Here is a 16,381-nt window from a genome sequence, read left to right as displayed (position 1 = left end):
TCCATGACTCTATTTTACAAATAACTTAACAAGGATGGGTACTCCCCTTCCTCAAAATTTATACTTTCTTATCCGTTAAAAAAAGCGGAAGCCCCCTCTGCATTATTGAAGCTGCCGCAGGCCCCAAGAAACAATCGAGTCCTTGTGTACAGCATATATCATATCGCGCCAAGCTTCGATATTGGTTCTTCTGGATTTTCAGGAAAAAAACGGCTGTCCTGCCCAGCGACCGTCTCGTTGCTGCCAAACCCGCAGCTTGACCTTTTCCTGCTGTAAAAGAAAAAGACCTCTTCTGCAAAAAAGAGATCGCTTCGTCCTGTACATCCTATATCGGCTGCTTGCAAAAAAGATGGCGGAGGGAGCAGGATTCGAACCCGCGTGAGCTTGCACTCTAACGGTTTTCAAGACCGCCCCGTTATGACCACTTCGGTATCCCTCCGCGTTGCTGACTGATTTAACTATAGCATAGCGCCAAGCGCGCTTGCAAGCGCCTCCAGACCGACTGCCGCTGGCTGTCTCAGCGCTTGACCACCACGAGCTTCAGCTCGCTCAGCTCGTCTGTGGCGTATTTGACGCCTTCTCTTCCCAAGCCGCTTTCCTTGACGCCTCCATACGGCATATGATCGGCCCGGAAGGTGGGAATGTCGTTGATGATGACGCCTCCAACCCGCAGCTCATCTGCCGCTTCCAGCGCAGCCCTCAGGTTGTTCGTGTACACGCCTGCCTGCAGACCGTAGCGCGAGTCATTGACCAGGCGGATCGCTTCTTGCAGGGACGCTACCGGGTTGATGAGCACGACAGGCCCAAGCACTTCCTCGCAACAGATTTTGGCCGTATGCGGCACATGGGTCAAAACGGTCGGCAACAGCATCCGCTCCACCACTTCGCCGCCACAGGCAAGCCGTGCTCCCTGTTGCAGCGCCTCGCCAATCCACTCCAGCACACGCTCGGTCTGCCGCGGGTGAATCATTGCGGAAAAGTCAGCGTGCTCATCGAGCGAGTCGCCGCCGCAGAGCGCCTTCGTCTGCGCCACAAAGCGGCTGACAAACTCGTCGTACAGGCCCTCTGCGACGTAAATGCGCTGGACGGACGTGCAGACTTGGCCGGAATAAGCAAACGCGCCAAACAGGCAGCGCGGCACCACCTCGTCCAGTTGCGCGTCGGAATCGACGATGACCGCAGAGTTGGCCCCCAGCTCCAAAATCACTTTTTTCAGGCCAGCGCGGTTGCGAATGTCGATCCCGACCGCCGGGCTTCCCGTAAAGCTCAAGGCGCGAACTCTTGGGTCTGTCACCAGCTTTTCGCCCACGACGGCTGCGCTGCCTGTGACGACGTTCAACGCCCCTGGCGGGAGTCCCGCCTGCTCGGCCAGTTCGGCGAGCAAAAGCGCACTGAGCGGCGTCTGCGAAGCGGGCTTCAGCACCACGGCATTGCCCGCAGCGAGCGCAGGTCCGACCTTGTGCGCAACCAGATTGAGCGGAAACGGGAACGGCGTAATCGCCCCGACGACGCCCAAAGGCTCGCGGACCGTGTACGCCAGGCGACCTTCTCCGCCGATTGCGGCGTCGAGCGGGATCGTTTCTCCGTGCAGCCGTTTGGCTTCTCCCGCTGCAAACCGATACGTTTGCACGGTGCGGATCACTTCCCCCCGCGCCGTCCTGATCGGTTTTCCGGCCTCAAGCGCGACGATCCGGGCCGCCTCCTCCATCCGTTCGTCCAAAAGGAGCGCGATTTTTTCCAGGATAGCCGCCCGCTGGTAAGCAGGCATCCGCCGCATCACCGTCGTCGCTTCCTCGGCTGCCGCGATCGCCCGTTCTACTGCCTGCGCGTCGGCCTGGGGAACATGGGCAATTGCCTGGCCCGTACAAGGTGAATACAACGGAGCATGTTCTGCCATCGGCACCCATTTTCCCCCGATATAACACGCTCTTTTCATCGCCATCTCCTCCGTCCTTCAACGATTGGACTATCGCATCCCATCCTCCAATCATTCTCCAGAGCAGATCGCGCTTCCTTGCGTGGAGGCGAAACTTTTTCATTTTTCGCACAAAAAACCGAACCCTAAGCCGAAAGCTGCCCGCTACCCGCTCTCCTACTTCGCTGGCCCTTCTGCAACGCCGCACCAGTCCAGCATGGTCAGCGCAAAAATCTCCGCGCAGCGGAACACGTCATCCAGCACGATGTACTCGTCCCGGTAGTGCGCGACCTGTGTGACGCCCGGCCCCACGACGATCGCAGGCGTGTCGGCCAGCGCCGTCAGCAAGCCTCCGTCTGTTCCCCATGGCGAAGCTTCCACGATCGCGCGCTCGCCAGTCACTGCCGCGAACTTGTCCTGCAAAATCTCCATGAGCGGATGATCTTGCGCGACATCTCCCGGCACCCAGCGCGCGCCGTACCACTCCAGCTCGACTGGCTGCTCGGCAAACCACGGATCGACCTCGGCCAGACGCTGCAAAGCCGTCTCCATCTCCGCCTTGGCATCGTCCATCTGCTCGCCAGGCGCTACTCCCATCCTGCCTTCCAGCTTGACGAGATCGGCGACGGACGACGGCCATTTTCCGCCTTCGATCACCCCGATATTGATCGGAATCGGGATCGGCAGCTTGGCGTACAGCGGATCGTCCAGGCGATCGTTGCGCTCTTTTTCCAGGCGGCCAATCGCTTGCACGACCAGCATGCTCTTCTCGATGGCGCTCACCCCTTCGTAGCGGGTGCCGCCGTGAGCAGAACGCCCCTTGACGGTCAGTCGGAACCACATCGAGCCTTGCTGTTTCGGGAAAATTTTCATGTTGGTCGGCTCAGGGATGAGCGCGGCATCTGCCTTGTAGCCGCGCAGAATCGTAGCGAGCGTTCCTGCTCCCCCGCTCTCTTCCTCCACGACGCTTTGGTAGATGACGTCCCCCTTCAGCCGCACGCCCAGCTTTTGCAAGACAGAGATCGCGAGCAGCGAGGACAGGTTGCCGCCCTTCATGTCTGTCGCGCCGCGGCCGTACAGCTTGCCATCCGCTACTTTTCCGCTGAACGGATCGTCGCTCCACTGCGCGTAATCGCCAGCGGGAACGACATCGACGTGCCCGTTCAAAATGAGCGAGCGGCCATCGCCTGCGCCCTTCCAGACCCCGACGACGTTCGGACTGCCTTCAAACGTTTGGCGCGGCGACACGAAGTACGGATGCGAAACAAGCTCCTCCCCCGCCATGACCCACAAATCGACGTCCAGACCCATTTTCGCCAACAGCTCGGCGATGCTTTTTTGAATGGACTCCTCCGCTCCTTGCACACTCGGGCTTTGCACCCATTCCTGCAGCAGCTTGACGGAAGCCTCCCGATCTTTTTCCAACTGCTCTCGTATCAGCGCTTGCCAGTTCGCCATGTTCTTCCCCCGTTCTTTTGGAATCGTCTTTGCCTAGCGGAATACGCCCACTTCTCCCTCTACCTTCAGTTCAGCTTCGGTGGCTCCGATCACATCGGCCACGCTGTACGGATACATGACCTCGCGCAAATACAGGCCGTCCGGCTTCACTTCCATCACGGCCATATCGGTGATGATCCAGTCTGCCGCCTTGCTCGCTGTCAGCGGAAGCGAGCATTTGCGCACGATTTTGGAGCGGCCGTTTTTGTCGAGGTGCGTGGTTACGACCATGACCTTTTTCGCTTTTTGCGCCAGCTCCATCGCTCCGCCCATACCCGGCACGCGTTTGCCTGGCACGATCCAGTTGGCGATATCCCCGTTTTGGCTCACTTCGAGGACGCCGAGGATCGTCATGTCCAGCAAGCCGCGGCGAATGATCGCAAAGGCCGTGGCACTGTCAAAAAAAGACGCCCCCGCCGCAAGCGTGACCGGAAAACCGCCCGCATTGCACAGCATGGCGTTTTCCTCTCCTTTGGCCGGGCTCGGTCCGGTACCCAATATGCCGTTTTCCGCGTGAAACATGACGCGTTTGTTAGCAGGGATAAAATCGGCCACCAGCGTAGGAATGCCGATCCCCAAATTGATAATCATGCCGTCCTCGACTTCCATCGCCGCCCTGCGCGCGATTCGCTCGCGGTAGCTCTCGGTCTCTTTTACTTCTCCCACGCCCATTGCCAGTTCACCCCTTCACTTTGCACGATGTAGTTGACGAAGACGCCAGGCGTGACGATTTCTTCCGGGTCCAGCTCGCCTACCTCGACAATCTCGTCCGCTTCCACGATCGTAATGTCGCCCGCCATCGCCACGAGCGGATTAAAGTTGCGCGCGCTCGTATCGTACACCAGGTTGCCGAAGCGGTCCGCTTTTTTCGCATGGACGATCGCCACTTCCGCCGTCAGCGGCGTCTCCAGCAGGTACTCTTTTCCGTCCAGCACGACTTTTTGCTTGCCTTTTTCCGCGATCGTGCCAATGCCGACGTCGGAGAGAATCCCGCCCAGACCGACGCCGCCCGCCCGTACACGCTCGGCGAGAATCCCCTGCGGGCAAAACTCGACCTCAAGCTCGCCTGCCGTCATTTGCGCCCCTGCGTTCGGGTTGGAGCCGATGTGAGAGGCAATCACTTTTTTCACGCGTCGTTCTGTCACCAGCTTGCCGATTCCGATGTGCGGAAACGCCGTGTCGTTGCTAATCAGCGTCAAGTCGCGCACACCCAGATCCAAAATGCCCTGGATCAGTGTCGGCGGATTGCCTACCCCGCCAAAGCCGCCCGCGAGCAGCGTCATCCCATCGCGAAAATGGGACAACGCCTCCTGTACGGTCACCACTTTATCAAAACGGTTTGTCATTTCAGTCTCCCCCCTCTAGCCAATCAGCGCCTTGTCTTTTAGCTCCTGCTGGACGCTGACAATCGCATCTTTCAAGAGGGCGATCAGTTCATCAATCTGCTCTTTTGTAATCGTCAGCGGCGGGGAAACGATGATCGAGTCTCCTGCCACGCCTTCGATTCCCCCCATGGCGGGATAGATGAGCAGACCTTTTTCGAATGCCTTCGCGATGACCTTGGACGCCACTCCTTCTGACAAGGCGAACGGCTCTTTCGTTTCTTTGTTTTTGACAAATTCCAGACCGCAGAGCATGCCCAAACCGCGCGCCTCGCCAATCAGCGGCAATTCATCTGCCAGCTCTTGCAGGCGAGACAGCAAGTAAGCGCCTTGCTCGGCCGCTTTCTCGATCAGGCCGTGCTTCTCGACGTACTTCAAAACCGCGAGCGAGACGGCAGCAGACTGCGGGTTGGCGCTGTATGTGTGTCCCGCCATAATCAGCCCGCTTCCCTGGGTGATCGTCTCGATAATTTCATCCGTCACCATCGTGGCAGCCATCGGCGTATAGCCGGCGCTCATCCCTTTGCCAAGCGTCATCAGGTCAGGCACGACACCCCAGTGATCGACCCCGAACGCTTTTCCGGTGCGCCCTACCCCTGTCATCACTTCGTCGGCGATGAACAGCACTTCGTACTTGTCGCAAATTTCGCGAATCCGCTGGAAGTAGCCGTCTGGCGGGACGACCGCGCCACCGGAAGCCCCGATAACCGGCTCCGCGATAAAGGCCGCCACCTGCTCGGCTCCGACGCGCAGAATGGCCCGCTCCAGCTCATTCGCGCATTTCAGGGCGTACGCTTCCAGCGACATGCCTGCTGGTCTGCGGTACGGATACGGCCCGGTAATCGTCGGATAGTCCTCCAAAAGCGGTACGAAGCGCTTCCGGCGCAGCACGTGCCCCGACATGGAGAGCGCCCCCATGGTGATGCCGTGGTAGCTCATCCAGCGGGAGATGATTCTGTTTTTCGTCGGCCTGCCTTTTTCCTGCCAGTATTGGATCGCGATTTTTTGCGCTGTCTCCGTCGCTTCGGAGCCGCTGCTCACAAAAAACGTCCAGTTCAACGAACCTGGCGCCCACTCGGCCAGCTTCGCCCCCAGCTCCTCCACAGCGTCGCTGCTGAAGTGCGAGCGGTACGCAAACGATACTTCTTTGGCCTGCTGGTACATCGCTTCGGCGACTTCTTCCACCCCGTGGCCGATGCTCGCAGTCACAGCCCCGCTGCAGCCGTCGATATAGCGCTTGCCGTCTTTATCGTATAAATAAATGCCTTTGCCATGAGAAATGAACGGATACGTCTTGCCCAACTCCGGTTTGATTACATAGCTTCTGCTCATGATCGTCGCCACCTCGCTTATTCTCTCCCTCTATCCTAGCTGACCTGTGCGGTTCATCCATCCGACGCGCTGGCAAAAAAATATGGCGAAGAGACAAAATCTTTTGTACATTTTGTATAAAGAACTTTGCAACACGGAGGTGTGCCTCGTGACGATTACGATCAGAGAGGCTCTGCAACTGCCTGACATGGTGCAGACGCGGTTGATCGCCGGAGCGGGCGGACTGGACAATCCGATTCGCTGGGTGACGATTGTCGAGGTGCTCGAAGACGCCAGCCGGCTGCAGGAAGGCGAGTTTTTGATTACGACCGGATTCGGCCTCGCTGAAAATATGGAGCGGCAAAGCTCGTTCATTCCGACGTTGGCGAGACAAAAGCTGAGCGGAGTCGCCATCCATACCGGATTTTACTTGCGGGAAATTCCCGAAAGCTTTCTTGAGCTGGCTGATCGCCACCAGCTCCCGCTCATCGAAATTCCGACCGAAATCAACTTCTCGACGATTACCAGAGCCATTTTGCAGCCGATCGTCAACCGGCAGTTCGAGACGCTCGCCTATTCGCAGGCGATCCACAACCGGATGATCGACGCAGCCCTGTCCAAAGGCGGTCTGCCTGCCATCGCCGCCGAGTTGGCAGAGCTGACGGGCGGCGGCGTGACGCTTTTGGATGCGCTCGGCTTTGAAGTGACCCAGCACGGCTGCCCGACAGCGCCGACCGATGACGAAGCGAGAGAGCACGTGCATACGGTACCCATCCGCGCCAGTCGCGAGCATTTCGGCACGCTCAGCCTGGCCAAGCCGCGGGAAGCGTGGAAGGAGCTGGACGATGTGGCGCTCCAGCACGCAGCTACCTTGTGTGCGCTCGAATATGTAAAAGAACGCGCCGTTTCTGCGACAGAATGGCGGCTGAAAGGCGACTTCGTCGAGGAGCTTTTAAACGGAAAGCCGATGAGTCCGCAAGAGCTGGAAAGCCGCTGTCGCATGCTCGGATACCCGTTGTCGGGCAAGCATCTCGTCGTGGCCGTCAAGGTGGACACTGCCGAACCGGACAGGCTCGGGGAGCTGCACCAAAGCGCCATCACGCTGATGCGCAGGCTTTGCGACCGCCACCAGCGCTCGTATTTGTTGCGAGAACGGCCTCATTGCCTGCTGTTCGTGCTGCCCGATGACCGGACGAGCCTGCAGCTCTTGGAGCAGTTCACAGCGCGCTGGGAGGGGCTGCATTCCTCCACTCCCTTGCAGGTCGCCATCAGCAATCCGCGCGATCAGTTGACAGATGTTTCTGGCGCGTCCGAGGAAGCCATGTTCGCGCTGCAAGCCTATCCCTTGCTCGCTCGCGCCCCGCAAATGCTGCGCTACCGGGACATGCAAGGCTACCAGTTCCTGTTTCCTTACCACCGCGACGAGCAGAGCATGCTCGGCTTGTGGAAGCCGATCCTGGAGCCGTTGATTCGCTACGACAGCAAATACAACCAGCAGCTTCTGGAGACGCTGGAGGTGTACCTCGCGCAAAACGGGAACGGCCTGCAAACCTCCCAAGCGTTATATATTCACCGCCACACCTTGAAATACCGCCTGACCCAGATCGAGGAAAAAACAGGCTACCGCCTGGAGGATGCCCATCAGCGCTGGCAGCTTCAACTGGCGCTCATGGCCCGCCGCCTGCAGCAGCAACTGTTTCCTTCCCGCGAGTAGCCTTATTCGTCCCTGGTTTGCCGCAGCGGCTTCACCCAGATGTTCATATCTTCGAATCCGGAAAAAATCGTGCAGTTGTTGATGAGCCGACCGCGGTATTCATAGCCCATCTTGGCTGCTGTCACGTTCATCCCGGCCGATTGCGCCCGGGTCAAGGTATAGAGATAGTAAATCCCTGCCTCCTCCATCTTTTTTTCCAGAGCGCAAAACAGCGGCTGGAGGAGGCCTTTTCCGGCGTGATCGGGGTGGGTGGCACAGTCGGTCATCTCCGCCGAGCCCATCCGCTCCGACACTTCGGCAGACGCTGCGCAGGCGATCTTCCCGGCATGCTCGACGACGAAGTACACCGTCCCCTCCTGCATCGTCTTGCGCACGTACTCCGGATCATCCATGGGGGTAGGATACGTCGCGAACACAAGGCCGTACAGGCGTGCCAGCTCCTCTGCATCTGCCTCTGTTGCCGGACGCATGCTGTACCCTTCCGGCAGCGGCTTTTCTTCCCCCGCTCCCGCCTTTGCCAGACTCAGCGCCAAAATTTCCTCCGCCAGCTCAGGCGCTGTCGACGTCGCCCGTTCCTCTGTCACATACGCCGTGAGCATGTAGGCATTTTCTCCGCGAAAAAATCCGTCAATGACCCCTTCCTGCCGATAGCCAAGCGCGAGCCACTCCGCTACGTCCCGCTTTTTCCCGTAGACGATCAGCTTGGTGGCATTCGACTTCTCGGCCACCTGCCGCAGCATCTGGTCGTATTCCTTCAGCCGCGCCCGGTCGTACAGATGCAGCTTGACCCTGCGGTTTTGCCGATCGTCCACCAAATCGCCCGCAGCGAGCATTTCCTCAATCTGTGTCTGTGTCATGAAACTACCCCTCCCCTTTGTTTCCTTGTGCTTTCATTGTAGCAAATGGAGCTTCTCCGTCATCTGCCAATCTGTATAAAAAGTGGGCAGCCAGGCACAAATGCGGGCAGGTTGGGCATTCGACGAGCGCCATTTTCCCTATTGGTTCATAAGATGAAGGGAGTTGCTCCATCTGGGAAGGAGGGGGTATTAATGAGCTGCAGCAGAAACAACGATTTCGCCCTTGTTTTGGTCCTGTTCGTTCTCCTCGTCATCGTTCTCGTCTCAATCTCATAGAATCTCTTTTGTGCCCCTCAGGATAGGTAGTATCGAGGGGCCACTTACATATGCATGTAATATGCATGACACGTCTGAGAAGGGAGGAAGCCCACGTGTCCACACTTGTGTTCGCGCATCGCGGCGCTTCCGGCCTGTATCCGGAAAACACGATGGAAGCCTTTCACGCTGCTGTCCGCAAGCGGACGGACGGGATTGAGTTGGACGTCCAGCTAAGCCGCGACAACAAGCTGGCCGTCATTCACGATCACCGACTGGAACGGACGACAAACGGCTCCGGTCCTGTGCGCGGCTATACGATGCGGGAGCTGCGCCAGCTTCGCGCAGACAAAACTTGCTCCACGCGTTATCCAAAAGCCCGGATTCCCGTTTTGCGCGAGGTATTTCAAGCCTTTTCCGATACATCGTTACGCTTTATTATCGAATTGAAAAATTTTTTTCAAAACCAGCCCCACCTTGAAGAAAAAGTCATTGAGCTGATCCAGCGCTATCAGCTCACGGAGCGAACGATCATTTCCACGTTCAACTTCGACAGTTTGTTGCGCATCAAAGAACTGGACCCTGCGCAAACGACCGGCCTTTTATACGTCGGCCCGCTCGCAAAACCGTGGGCAGTCGCAAGCCAGTATCGTTGCGAGCAGTTGCACGTCCCGTACGACCAGCTCACACCCGAACTGGTTCAACAGGCCAAACAGCGCCAGTTGACCGTCTACGGCTGGACGGTAAACAGCAGTCGGCAAATCCAGCGGGCCGTCGATATCGGCGTGGACGGGATCATTACCAACTATCCGGGGCGCGCCAGAAAAATCATCCATGTTGAATAGCCACGAAAAAAGGAGCCTTCTCGGAGGCTCCTTTTTGTTTATCAATCAACTTTTACCTGTGCGGAACATAAAACTTCCCTTGCCAACTGTTTCGGCGGTTCAGCTCGGCATTGATCCCGTTCAGCACTTCCCACTTTTTGCGGCTCCACATCGGACCGATCAGCAAATCCTTTGGCCCGTCGCCTGTGATGCGGTGGACGATCATTTCCGGCGGCAAAATTTCAAGTGTATCGACGACGAGCTTGGTGTACTCCTCCTGCGAAAGAAATTCCAGCAGGCCCGCTTCGTACTGCTTGACCATCGGCGTCTTGCGCAGCAGGTGCAGCAAATGAATTTTGATCCCTTGCACGTCGAGATGGGCGACCGCATCGGCCGTCTGCATCATTTCTTCGTGCGATTCTCCCGGCAACCCGTAGATGATGTGCGTACAGACGCGAATGTTGTGCTTGCGCAGCCTCTCCACCGCATCGACATAGCAGGCGTAGTCGTGCGCCCGGTTAATCAGTTGCGCGGTATGCTCGTGGATCGTTTGCAGGCCCAGCTCCACCCACAGATACGTCCGCTCGTTCAACTCCGCCAAATACTCCACCACATCGTCCGGGAGGCAGTCAGGACGCGTTGCGATCGAGAGGCCGACGACTCCTTCCTGCCGGAGAATGACCTCGTACATCTCGCGCAGTTCGTCTACAGGGGCGTACGTGTTCGTGTACGCCTGGAAAAAGCCAAGGTATTTGGCCTGGGGCCACTTTTCGTGCATCCGGGTTTTCACATCGTGAAACTGGCGCTTCAGATCCATTCTCCGGTCCCCGGCAAAATCGCCGGAGCCGCGCGCACTGCAAAAGGTGCAGCCGCCTGTCGCGACCTTGCCGTCCCGGTTCGGGCAACTGAAGCCCCCGTCCAGCGGAACCTTGAAAATTTTTTCGTGAAAAGTCGAACGCAAATGGTAGTTCCATGTATGGTATCGTTTATCTCCCCACAGCAAGGGAGTATCGTGATCGCAATGTTGTGGTGCGAGCTTCATCGCCGTATTCCTCCTCGTCGCCCGGCTGCGGGTTCGGTTTTGTCCGCGCAACCAACGCTCAGGGTGCCTTTTTCCCAGTTGCAACGCTTTCTCTTTTCGTGTGGTGATCGCGTTATTATACCAGATCACAGGCTCCTTTCGCCACTTTCGCTAACAGAAAAACCACAGGGCGAGATGCACCTGTGGTCTTTTGCTTCACGTGCCTATTGCTGGATCTCCTCGATACGAATGGCGCGAGTGTGGGACGTATGGCTCCACACCTGATTTTTCTTGGTGAAAAACGCGTAAAACATGATCGGCAGCCACGTCAGGAAAAAGAACGGCAACAAGAGCAGTCCCAAATATCCTTTTAGTGGCACTTTCTCGAGGTAGAGCGCCAGAATCGGCAATAAATAAAACACAGCCGTAGATCCGTACACCAGCCAGGTTGGCAGGATGGTAGCAGCAGGCGTCAGAGCCGCAATGTCAAAATATCGGCCCAAAAACAGCAAGGACATCATCGTCACCATCAGCACGTACATCGGCTGGAACAGGTAGAAAGCCGCGTCAAGCATGCCCAGCCTTCTTGCCTTCAAGCCGTTTTTCAGTACGCTTCCGATGTAGCGTCCAGCCACATCGTAGTGACCTTGCATCCAGCGCAAGCGTTGGCGCATCGAAGCTTTCAAGTCAATCGGCTTCTCATCCCATACTTTCGTATCATGGGCCCAAGTCGGATAAATGCCGCGCTCAATACAACGCGTAGCAAACTCCAGGTCTTCCGTCAGGCTGGTTGCTCCCCAGCCCATCTCCTTGAGCAGATTGCTCTCGATGCACAAGCCCGTACCGCCTAACGTGTTCGGCAGGCCAAGGTTGTGACGGGCCAACTGCCACATGCGGTTTGTAAACCAATACGTCACAGCATAAGACAGGGTAATCCAGGAGTCAAACGGGTTTTTCGAATCCAGATAGCCTTGAATCACGCGCGCCCCTTTGACCAGACGGTCGTTCATCACTTTCAGGAAGTTCTTTTCAACCAGGTTGTCTGCATCAAACATGACGACTGCATCGTACTGCTTTGGCCTTGCCCAGAGGTTCTCCAGCATCCACTCAATCCCGTAGCCTTTTCCGCGCTTGGACGTGTCAAAACGCTCGCACGCGATGGCTCCGTGTGCCCGACTGATCTCAGCAGTGTTGTCAGTACAGTTGTCGCAAATGACGAAGATGTCGTACATTTCGCGTGGGTAGTCCAGCTTTTTCAGGTTCTCAATCAGTGGAGCGATTACGGCACTTTCGTTATGCGCCGCAACCAGTACAGCAAATGTTTTTTGTGGCTCGCTTGTCACCTGCTCCTTTTTGCGGAACAGGCCCGCACAAGAAACCAGCGTTTGGTACGTGCTAATCACACCTACCGTTGAAGTGAATCCGATGAATAATCCCTCAATGATCTCTCTAATTACACTCATGGGTTCTTCTCCTCGACCTGAATCAAATTGGGTCTGATCTGATTCAGGTAGTGTTGTTTTTCCAACATTTCTCTATTGTATTTCTCCCAATTGGGAGTGTACATCAAAAGCGTTTCAAGATCAATGACCCAAAAGTGGGAAAAAAGAAGGCACTGCTAACACCTTTCCCACCTTTTTCTCTTTCTATTCGACAAGCCTTGAACATGAGCAGAAAAAAAAGCCCTTGTCGAAAAGGCTTGATTTATTTCGAAAACACGAGGTCCAAGCTTAGTCCCCGGTTCGATACGATGGTGCGGTCGGCGAGACTCGAACTCGCACGGGTCGCCCCGCCACCCCCTCAAGATGGTGTGTCTGCCAATTCCACCACGACCGCCTGTTATCCGTGACCGTTTGTGCAGGTTACCTGCCGCAGAATCACGTTTTTGAGTATACACAATCCATTTTTCGAAGTCAATAGCGTTTTCCTCCATCTGAGTGCCCAAATTCTATCTGGGAACCGCATTTATTTCCTGTCGAAAACACGCGGATTTTGTTTGTTTTTCCAAAAATAGGGACAGTAGTTTTGGGATCCGCTCTCCTCGATTCGCCACGATTATGCATAGACCGCAGCGCCATATTTTTCGGCTTTCTTACATATTTCAGGGCGAAAAAGACAAATTATTACCAGTAGTGGAAGGCCAACTTTCTCAAAAAAATTTTTCGTCATGGGGGAAAAACGATGATTCCCGAGAATATCAAACAGCTTCTGCACGATATTCGGCTCATTGGCGGCGGCATGAAGCAGTATGAGCATCCAGATGATTGGCAGCTAATCCGCAACCTGGTTGGCGACGAGCTGGAGGTCGATTTGAGCGATGCCACTCCCGAGTATTGGGAGAAGCTCCGTGCTTCCCTTGAGAGCGAAAAGGCGGTTGCGCTAGAAAAAGCAGAGCGGCGTTACCTGCATGGCCTTTACTACTACAATCCCTTTATTTGACCACGATATGTTCGTGGTCTTCCTTTCTGGGGTGGGGGCAGCGGCTGCGGTTTGAGCAAGGGCTTTGCCAGGTTTCTGCTTGTGGGGGTTTCTGTTGTACTTGGCTTTGTTTTGGCTGTTCTGTTCTTTGGGTGTTCTTTTGCCGTTCTTCTTCTCTGATGCATACCGCGTGGTGCAAAACGACTGCTGTAGCGTCAAGTAGCTATTCATGCTTAGGCGTCTCCAGGCGAGTTTCAGCACCTTTCAGGACTTTTCAGGACCTGGATTTGACCCTGACTCCCACCATCGGTTGGATTGTATCGTTTTGTCGTTTTGTCCTCTTGCCCTTGCGTTTTGCTACTAGACTATTTGCTCTGTGAAAATAGCAAAGGTCGCCGGGCAATGATCGGATAACACGAAGGAATGTCCCTGAACGGCTTGCATGGTCTGTAGCCTGTTTCCTTTCGTGCACTTGCCAATGACTGTCCTCTTTCTGACGACGGTCCTCTCGCCACTGACACTCTACTTTCCGAGGACGGAGAAAAATAGCAGCCCTTGAAATCATTTTTGCAGAGAGGAGTATCTTTTTTTCTTGTGATACGTTATATAGAATAGCGAGTGAATTTTCAGGGGAATCTACTCGTAGTGAATATGCTCGTCCATCGAAAAGCTTCCTTATTATATGTGTGTCATTTTTAGTCATTTTCTGTCGACAAAATGGCTCTTATTTTGTTACATTTTTGCGAGTCTCTACGTTTTTGCCGTTCAGCTCTTAATGGGTTTTCAACCTAAAGTCTCTTCGCCTTGCAAAAATCGGTTTGAGTTGCCCTAGCGTGTAGGAAAGATAGCTATGAGAGGCTGTGCGTTTTTGAATTTTTTTTGGCTCGTTTGTGTTATAGGATTGGTCGGCTATATACATAAAAGCTGCTTTGCAGGTATGAATAGATCTGAATAGATCGTAGAGGTAGGAAAGGTGGGGAGTTATTTGCGGAGTAAGTCGTCCTGTAAACACCTCCTTGTAATACACGTACATGCTTCGTGCTGCGTACGGATAAAAGTGAGGACGTGGTAAGAGAGTACTTTGCGCTGTTCATGTATCATGCACGGAAGCTTTCCTTCCCCTCTCCTGTCTACGCACGCTCTGCTATTGAATGAGAGCGAAGAGGCCCCTATATCTCGCGGCAGCAAAGGCCGCCTAATCGCAAGCAGGATCGTTTTTCGCAAAAAGGCTGGATTGTGCGTTGCGGTTTTGCAGAAGTCAAACAGATGAAAATTGGTCAGATGCAAAAGGCATGCGGCATCATACGGCAAGTCGGCAAGTCTTGAGAACACCCCTCGTGCATTTGTTGTTCTTTCCTCCTGAACTCGCGCGTACGCCTTCTGCTTTCTCGCTCTAACCTTCGTGAGAAACTGACATGGGAACGAAAGCGGGCGCCAGTAGCTGCACTGCATCGTGTTCTCAGTGGGATATGTACACTTTGTCTAATTCGTACTAAATATAGCGGTACCAGGTCTTGGGCGTCGCTAACAGCCTTCACAACTTCTGTAAACTTTTACCTCTCCTACTTATGCCGTTCCTTGAAGCACGCCTCTACATACGGATTCGCATACACCATCGTGGCCGAATTGCCTTCCATTTTTCCGAACACGTGCAGCATACATGCCGCCAGTTCTCTTGTACAATCGTGAAAATGATGCGACCCGGCTTCCTGCTTGCAGTTGGTCTACAACCGCTAATTTTGCGGCGCACAAAGCCTTTCATCGTGTCGTCTGGAAACGCAGACTTTGCGCTCGACTTCACGCCTGCCTAGGCCGTCTGCTGTTCAACGGAGCGTATGCCCTGCTGCCCAATGTTACTGTGGAACCAAAAACGACTCAAACACGCTCCTGGTCGTCTTTGACATCGTGTCTCCCTGCTGCAGAAGTTTGGGGTAAAAAAACCACCGACCGGAACCGACTCCGCTTAGTGGGCGTTTGCTTATTGCTTCTCTACCGTAATTTTCGTGGAAAGATACACGCGCACGTTTTGACCGTTTTCCTTGTAATCAATTCCATAATAAATCGTGTAAACCCCTGGCTTCCCCGCTACGAAAGAAGGCACTTCCCTGCGGTATCCATCCGCATCTGCCAGCTTTTCTACGTTCTTCGTCAATTTATAACACCCGGTATCGCTGGACGCATTCCAACCGTTTTGGCGCTCTTGCCTTTTGAGTGCTTTCCAACTAAAAAGATCTTTTCCCTACTTTGACTGTTGCTTCCGGTGGGCTAAAAATAATGGGTTTCGATTTTTTGACAGTCAAATCCACCCCATACGTTCCCCGCTTGATCTTGCCTTTTAATTGAATAGCTGAAATGAAAAGTACCTTCTGTTTCCGGCGTCGGAATCTTCCCTTTCCCCCAGTTACTGTCGTTTCCTGTTTATATCGGACAACGCTACATCTAGCTCGCATATCTTACCTCACGAAAAAAGACCTCTTTCAAACTCAAATGAGAAACTTGAGTCTGTAAGAGATCTTTTTTAACCAAAAGGTGTCGTGCTGTCTAAAATCCCAGCCTGGATAATTCCCACGTTCTCCACGTTCGCTGACCATATGACCGCCGACCTTCAAATGGCCTGACGCAATCACGCAATCATTGACGTTTGACAAACGCTGTCATATCACAGTTTTAACAAGTGTGGCGTCCCAGGAGAGATTCGAACTCCCGACCGACGGCTTAGAAGGCCGTTGCTCTATCCTGCTGAGCTACTGGGACAGATGATGGAGGGAGTACCCGGATTTGAACCGGGGATAAGGGTTTTGCAGACCCGTGCCTTACCACTTGGCTATACTCCCATGTATGGGGCGATCGATGGGACTTGAACCCACGAATGCCGGAGCCACAATCCGGTGCGTTAACCCCTTCGCCACGACCGCCATATCAATTTGCAGGAGAACGCGTCGCTCTTCTGGCAGGGGCAGTAGGAATCGAACCCACACCAAAGGTTTTGGAGACCTTCGTTCTACCTTTAAACTATGCCCCTTTGGTAGCGGTGGAGGGAATCGAACCCCCGACCTTTCGGGTATGAACCGAACGCTCTAACCAGCTGAGCTACGCCGCCGAAATAAAAAATGGCGGAGAGTGAGGGATTCGAACCCTCGCTACGCTTGCGCATACTAACGGTTTAGCAAACCGTCCCCTTCGGCCT

12 protein-coding genes and 7 tRNA genes are annotated in these 16,381 nt (G+C 54.9%); 3 read left to right on the top strand and 16 right to left on the bottom strand.

Going from position 1 to position 16,381, the window contains the following annotated elements:
- Positions 1 to 350: 350 nt before the first annotated feature.
- From AC3WJN_RS24165 to AC3WJN_RS24140, 6 genes are all read right to left on the bottom strand, one after another.
- Positions 351 to 439 (bottom strand) — tRNA-Ser (locus tag AC3WJN_RS24165).
- Between the two features lie 78 nt (positions 440 to 517).
- Positions 518 to 1,936 carry an aldehyde dehydrogenase family protein gene (locus AC3WJN_RS24160; RefSeq protein ID WP_007785009.1) on the bottom strand — a complete coding sequence of 473 codons (1,419 nt, stop codon included), beginning with the start codon at positions 1,934 to 1,936 and terminating at the stop codon, positions 518 to 520.
- A gap of 156 nt (positions 1,937 to 2,092) precedes the next feature.
- The gene (locus AC3WJN_RS24155) at positions 2,093 to 3,373 is read right to left on the bottom strand and encodes a peptidase (RefSeq protein ID WP_005827942.1); all 1,281 of its coding nucleotides are present in this window, start codon (positions 3,371 to 3,373) and stop codon (positions 2,093 to 2,095) included.
- Between the two features lie 33 nt (positions 3,374 to 3,406).
- Positions 3,407 to 4,084, bottom strand: a complete 678-nt coding sequence (locus tag AC3WJN_RS24150) for a 3-oxoacid CoA-transferase subunit B (RefSeq protein ID WP_007785006.1) — start codon at positions 4,082 to 4,084, stop codon at positions 3,407 to 3,409.
- Positions 4,066 to 4,758 carry a 3-oxoacid CoA-transferase subunit A gene (locus tag AC3WJN_RS24145; RefSeq protein WP_005827939.1) on the bottom strand — a complete coding sequence of 231 codons (693 nt, stop codon included), beginning with the start codon at positions 4,756 to 4,758 and terminating at the stop codon, positions 4,066 to 4,068. Before AC3WJN_RS24145 ends, AC3WJN_RS24150 begins: the two co-directional genes overlap by 19 nt.
- A gap of 15 nt (positions 4,759 to 4,773) precedes the next feature.
- Positions 4,774 to 6,126 carry an aspartate aminotransferase family protein gene (locus AC3WJN_RS24140; protein WP_007785000.1) on the bottom strand — a complete coding sequence of 451 codons (1,353 nt, stop codon included), beginning with the start codon at positions 6,124 to 6,126 and terminating at the stop codon, positions 4,774 to 4,776.
- A gap of 148 nt (positions 6,127 to 6,274) precedes the next feature.
- On the opposite strand from AC3WJN_RS24140, the gene AC3WJN_RS24135 reads away from it, so the two are divergent.
- Positions 6,275 to 7,819, top strand: a complete 1,545-nt coding sequence (locus AC3WJN_RS24135; RefSeq protein WP_007784999.1) for a PucR family transcriptional regulator — start codon at positions 6,275 to 6,277, stop codon at positions 7,817 to 7,819.
- 2 nt (positions 7,820 to 7,821) lie between these two features.
- Here the strand turns inward: AC3WJN_RS24135 and ablB are convergent, their stop codons facing one another.
- On the bottom strand, positions 7,822 to 8,676 hold the full coding sequence (gene ablB, locus AC3WJN_RS24130; RefSeq protein ID WP_007784997.1) for a putative beta-lysine N-acetyltransferase: 855 nt from the start codon (positions 8,674 to 8,676) through the stop codon (positions 7,822 to 7,824).
- Between the two features lie 371 nt (positions 8,677 to 9,047).
- On the opposite strand from ablB, the gene AC3WJN_RS24125 reads away from it, so the two are divergent.
- On the top strand, positions 9,048 to 9,776 hold the full coding sequence (locus AC3WJN_RS24125; protein ID WP_007784995.1) for a glycerophosphodiester phosphodiesterase: 729 nt from the start codon (positions 9,048 to 9,050) through the stop codon (positions 9,774 to 9,776).
- Positions 9,777 to 9,828: 52 nt separating this feature from the next.
- Here AC3WJN_RS24125 and mnmL read toward each other — a convergent pair whose 3' ends face one another.
- From mnmL to AC3WJN_RS24110, 3 genes are all read right to left on the bottom strand, one after another.
- Complete coding sequence (mnmL, locus tag AC3WJN_RS24120) at positions 9,829 to 10,797, bottom strand: tRNA modification radical SAM protein MnmL/YtqA (protein ID WP_005831960.1); 969 nt, start codon at positions 10,795 to 10,797, stop codon at positions 9,829 to 9,831.
- Positions 10,798 to 11,000: 203 nt separating this feature from the next.
- Positions 11,001 to 12,239, bottom strand: coding sequence for a glycosyltransferase family 2 protein (locus AC3WJN_RS24115; protein WP_005831962.1), 1,239 nt, complete (start codon positions 12,237 to 12,239; stop codon positions 11,001 to 11,003).
- A gap of 288 nt (positions 12,240 to 12,527) precedes the next feature.
- Positions 12,528 to 12,612 (bottom strand) — tRNA-Leu (locus AC3WJN_RS24110).
- A gap of 345 nt (positions 12,613 to 12,957) precedes the next feature.
- On the opposite strand from AC3WJN_RS24110, the gene AC3WJN_RS24105 reads away from it, so the two are divergent.
- Positions 12,958 to 13,215 (top strand): hypothetical protein, encoded by a 258-nt coding sequence (locus AC3WJN_RS24105; protein WP_005831964.1) that lies wholly within the window; start codon positions 12,958 to 12,960, stop codon positions 13,213 to 13,215.
- Positions 13,216 to 15,172: 1,957 nt separating this feature from the next.
- Here AC3WJN_RS24105 and AC3WJN_RS24100 read toward each other — a convergent pair.
- The 6 genes from AC3WJN_RS24100 to AC3WJN_RS24075 all read right to left on the bottom strand — a co-directional run bounded on the left by AC3WJN_RS24100 (position 15,173) and on the right by AC3WJN_RS24075 (position 16,294).
- Positions 15,173 to 15,346, bottom strand: coding sequence for a hypothetical protein (locus tag AC3WJN_RS24100; protein ID WP_155808668.1), 174 nt, complete (start codon positions 15,344 to 15,346; stop codon positions 15,173 to 15,175).
- Between the two features lie 525 nt (positions 15,347 to 15,871).
- A tRNA-Arg gene (locus AC3WJN_RS24095) sits at positions 15,872 to 15,948 on the bottom strand.
- A gap of 6 nt (positions 15,949 to 15,954) precedes the next feature.
- Positions 15,955 to 16,028, bottom strand: a tRNA-Cys gene (locus AC3WJN_RS24090).
- 5 nt (positions 16,029 to 16,033) lie between these two features.
- Positions 16,034 to 16,109 (bottom strand) — tRNA-His (locus AC3WJN_RS24085).
- A gap of 33 nt (positions 16,110 to 16,142) precedes the next feature.
- Positions 16,143 to 16,216: transfer RNA gene (locus tag AC3WJN_RS24080), tRNA-Trp, on the bottom strand.
- A 1-nt stretch (position 16,217) separates the two neighbouring features.
- A tRNA-Met gene (locus AC3WJN_RS24075) sits at positions 16,218 to 16,294 on the bottom strand.
- Positions 16,295 to 16,381: the final 87 nt, after the last annotated feature.

The sequence above is a fragment of the Brevibacillus sp. FW306-2-1A-C05A genome, assembly GCF_058781555.1.
Note: the sequence above shows the minus strand (reverse complement) of the source record. Positions and strands in the feature narration are given on the sequence as shown.

Coding starts and splice junctions, on each gene's coding strand:
- AC3WJN_RS24145 (WP_005827939.1), bottom strand. CDS start 4,758: ATGACAAACCGTTTTGATAAAGTGGTGACCGTACAGGAGGCGTTGTCC.
- AC3WJN_RS24140 (WP_007785000.1), bottom strand. CDS start 6,126: ATGAGCAGAAGCTATGTAATCAAACCGGAGTTGGGCAAGACGTATCCG.
- mnmL (WP_005831960.1), bottom strand. CDS start 10,797: ATGAAGCTCGCACCACAACATTGCGATCACGATACTCCCTTGCTGTGG.
- AC3WJN_RS24105 (WP_005831964.1), top strand. CDS start 12,958: ATGATTCCCGAGAATATCAAACAGCTTCTGCACGATATTCGGCTCATT.
- AC3WJN_RS24155 (WP_005827942.1), bottom strand. CDS start 3,373: ATGGCGAACTGGCAAGCGCTGATACGAGAGCAGTTGGAAAAAGATCGG.
- AC3WJN_RS24150 (WP_007785006.1), bottom strand. CDS start 4,084: ATGGGCGTGGGAGAAGTAAAAGAGACCGAGAGCTACCGCGAGCGAATC.
- AC3WJN_RS24160 (WP_007785009.1), bottom strand. CDS start 1,936: ATGAAAAGAGCGTGTTATATCGGGGGAAAATGGGTGCCGATGGCAGAA.
- AC3WJN_RS24115 (WP_005831962.1), bottom strand. CDS start 12,239: ATGAGTGTAATTAGAGAGATCATTGAGGGATTATTCATCGGATTCACT.
- ablB (WP_007784997.1), bottom strand. CDS start 8,676: ATGACACAGACACAGATTGAGGAAATGCTCGCTGCGGGCGATTTGGTG.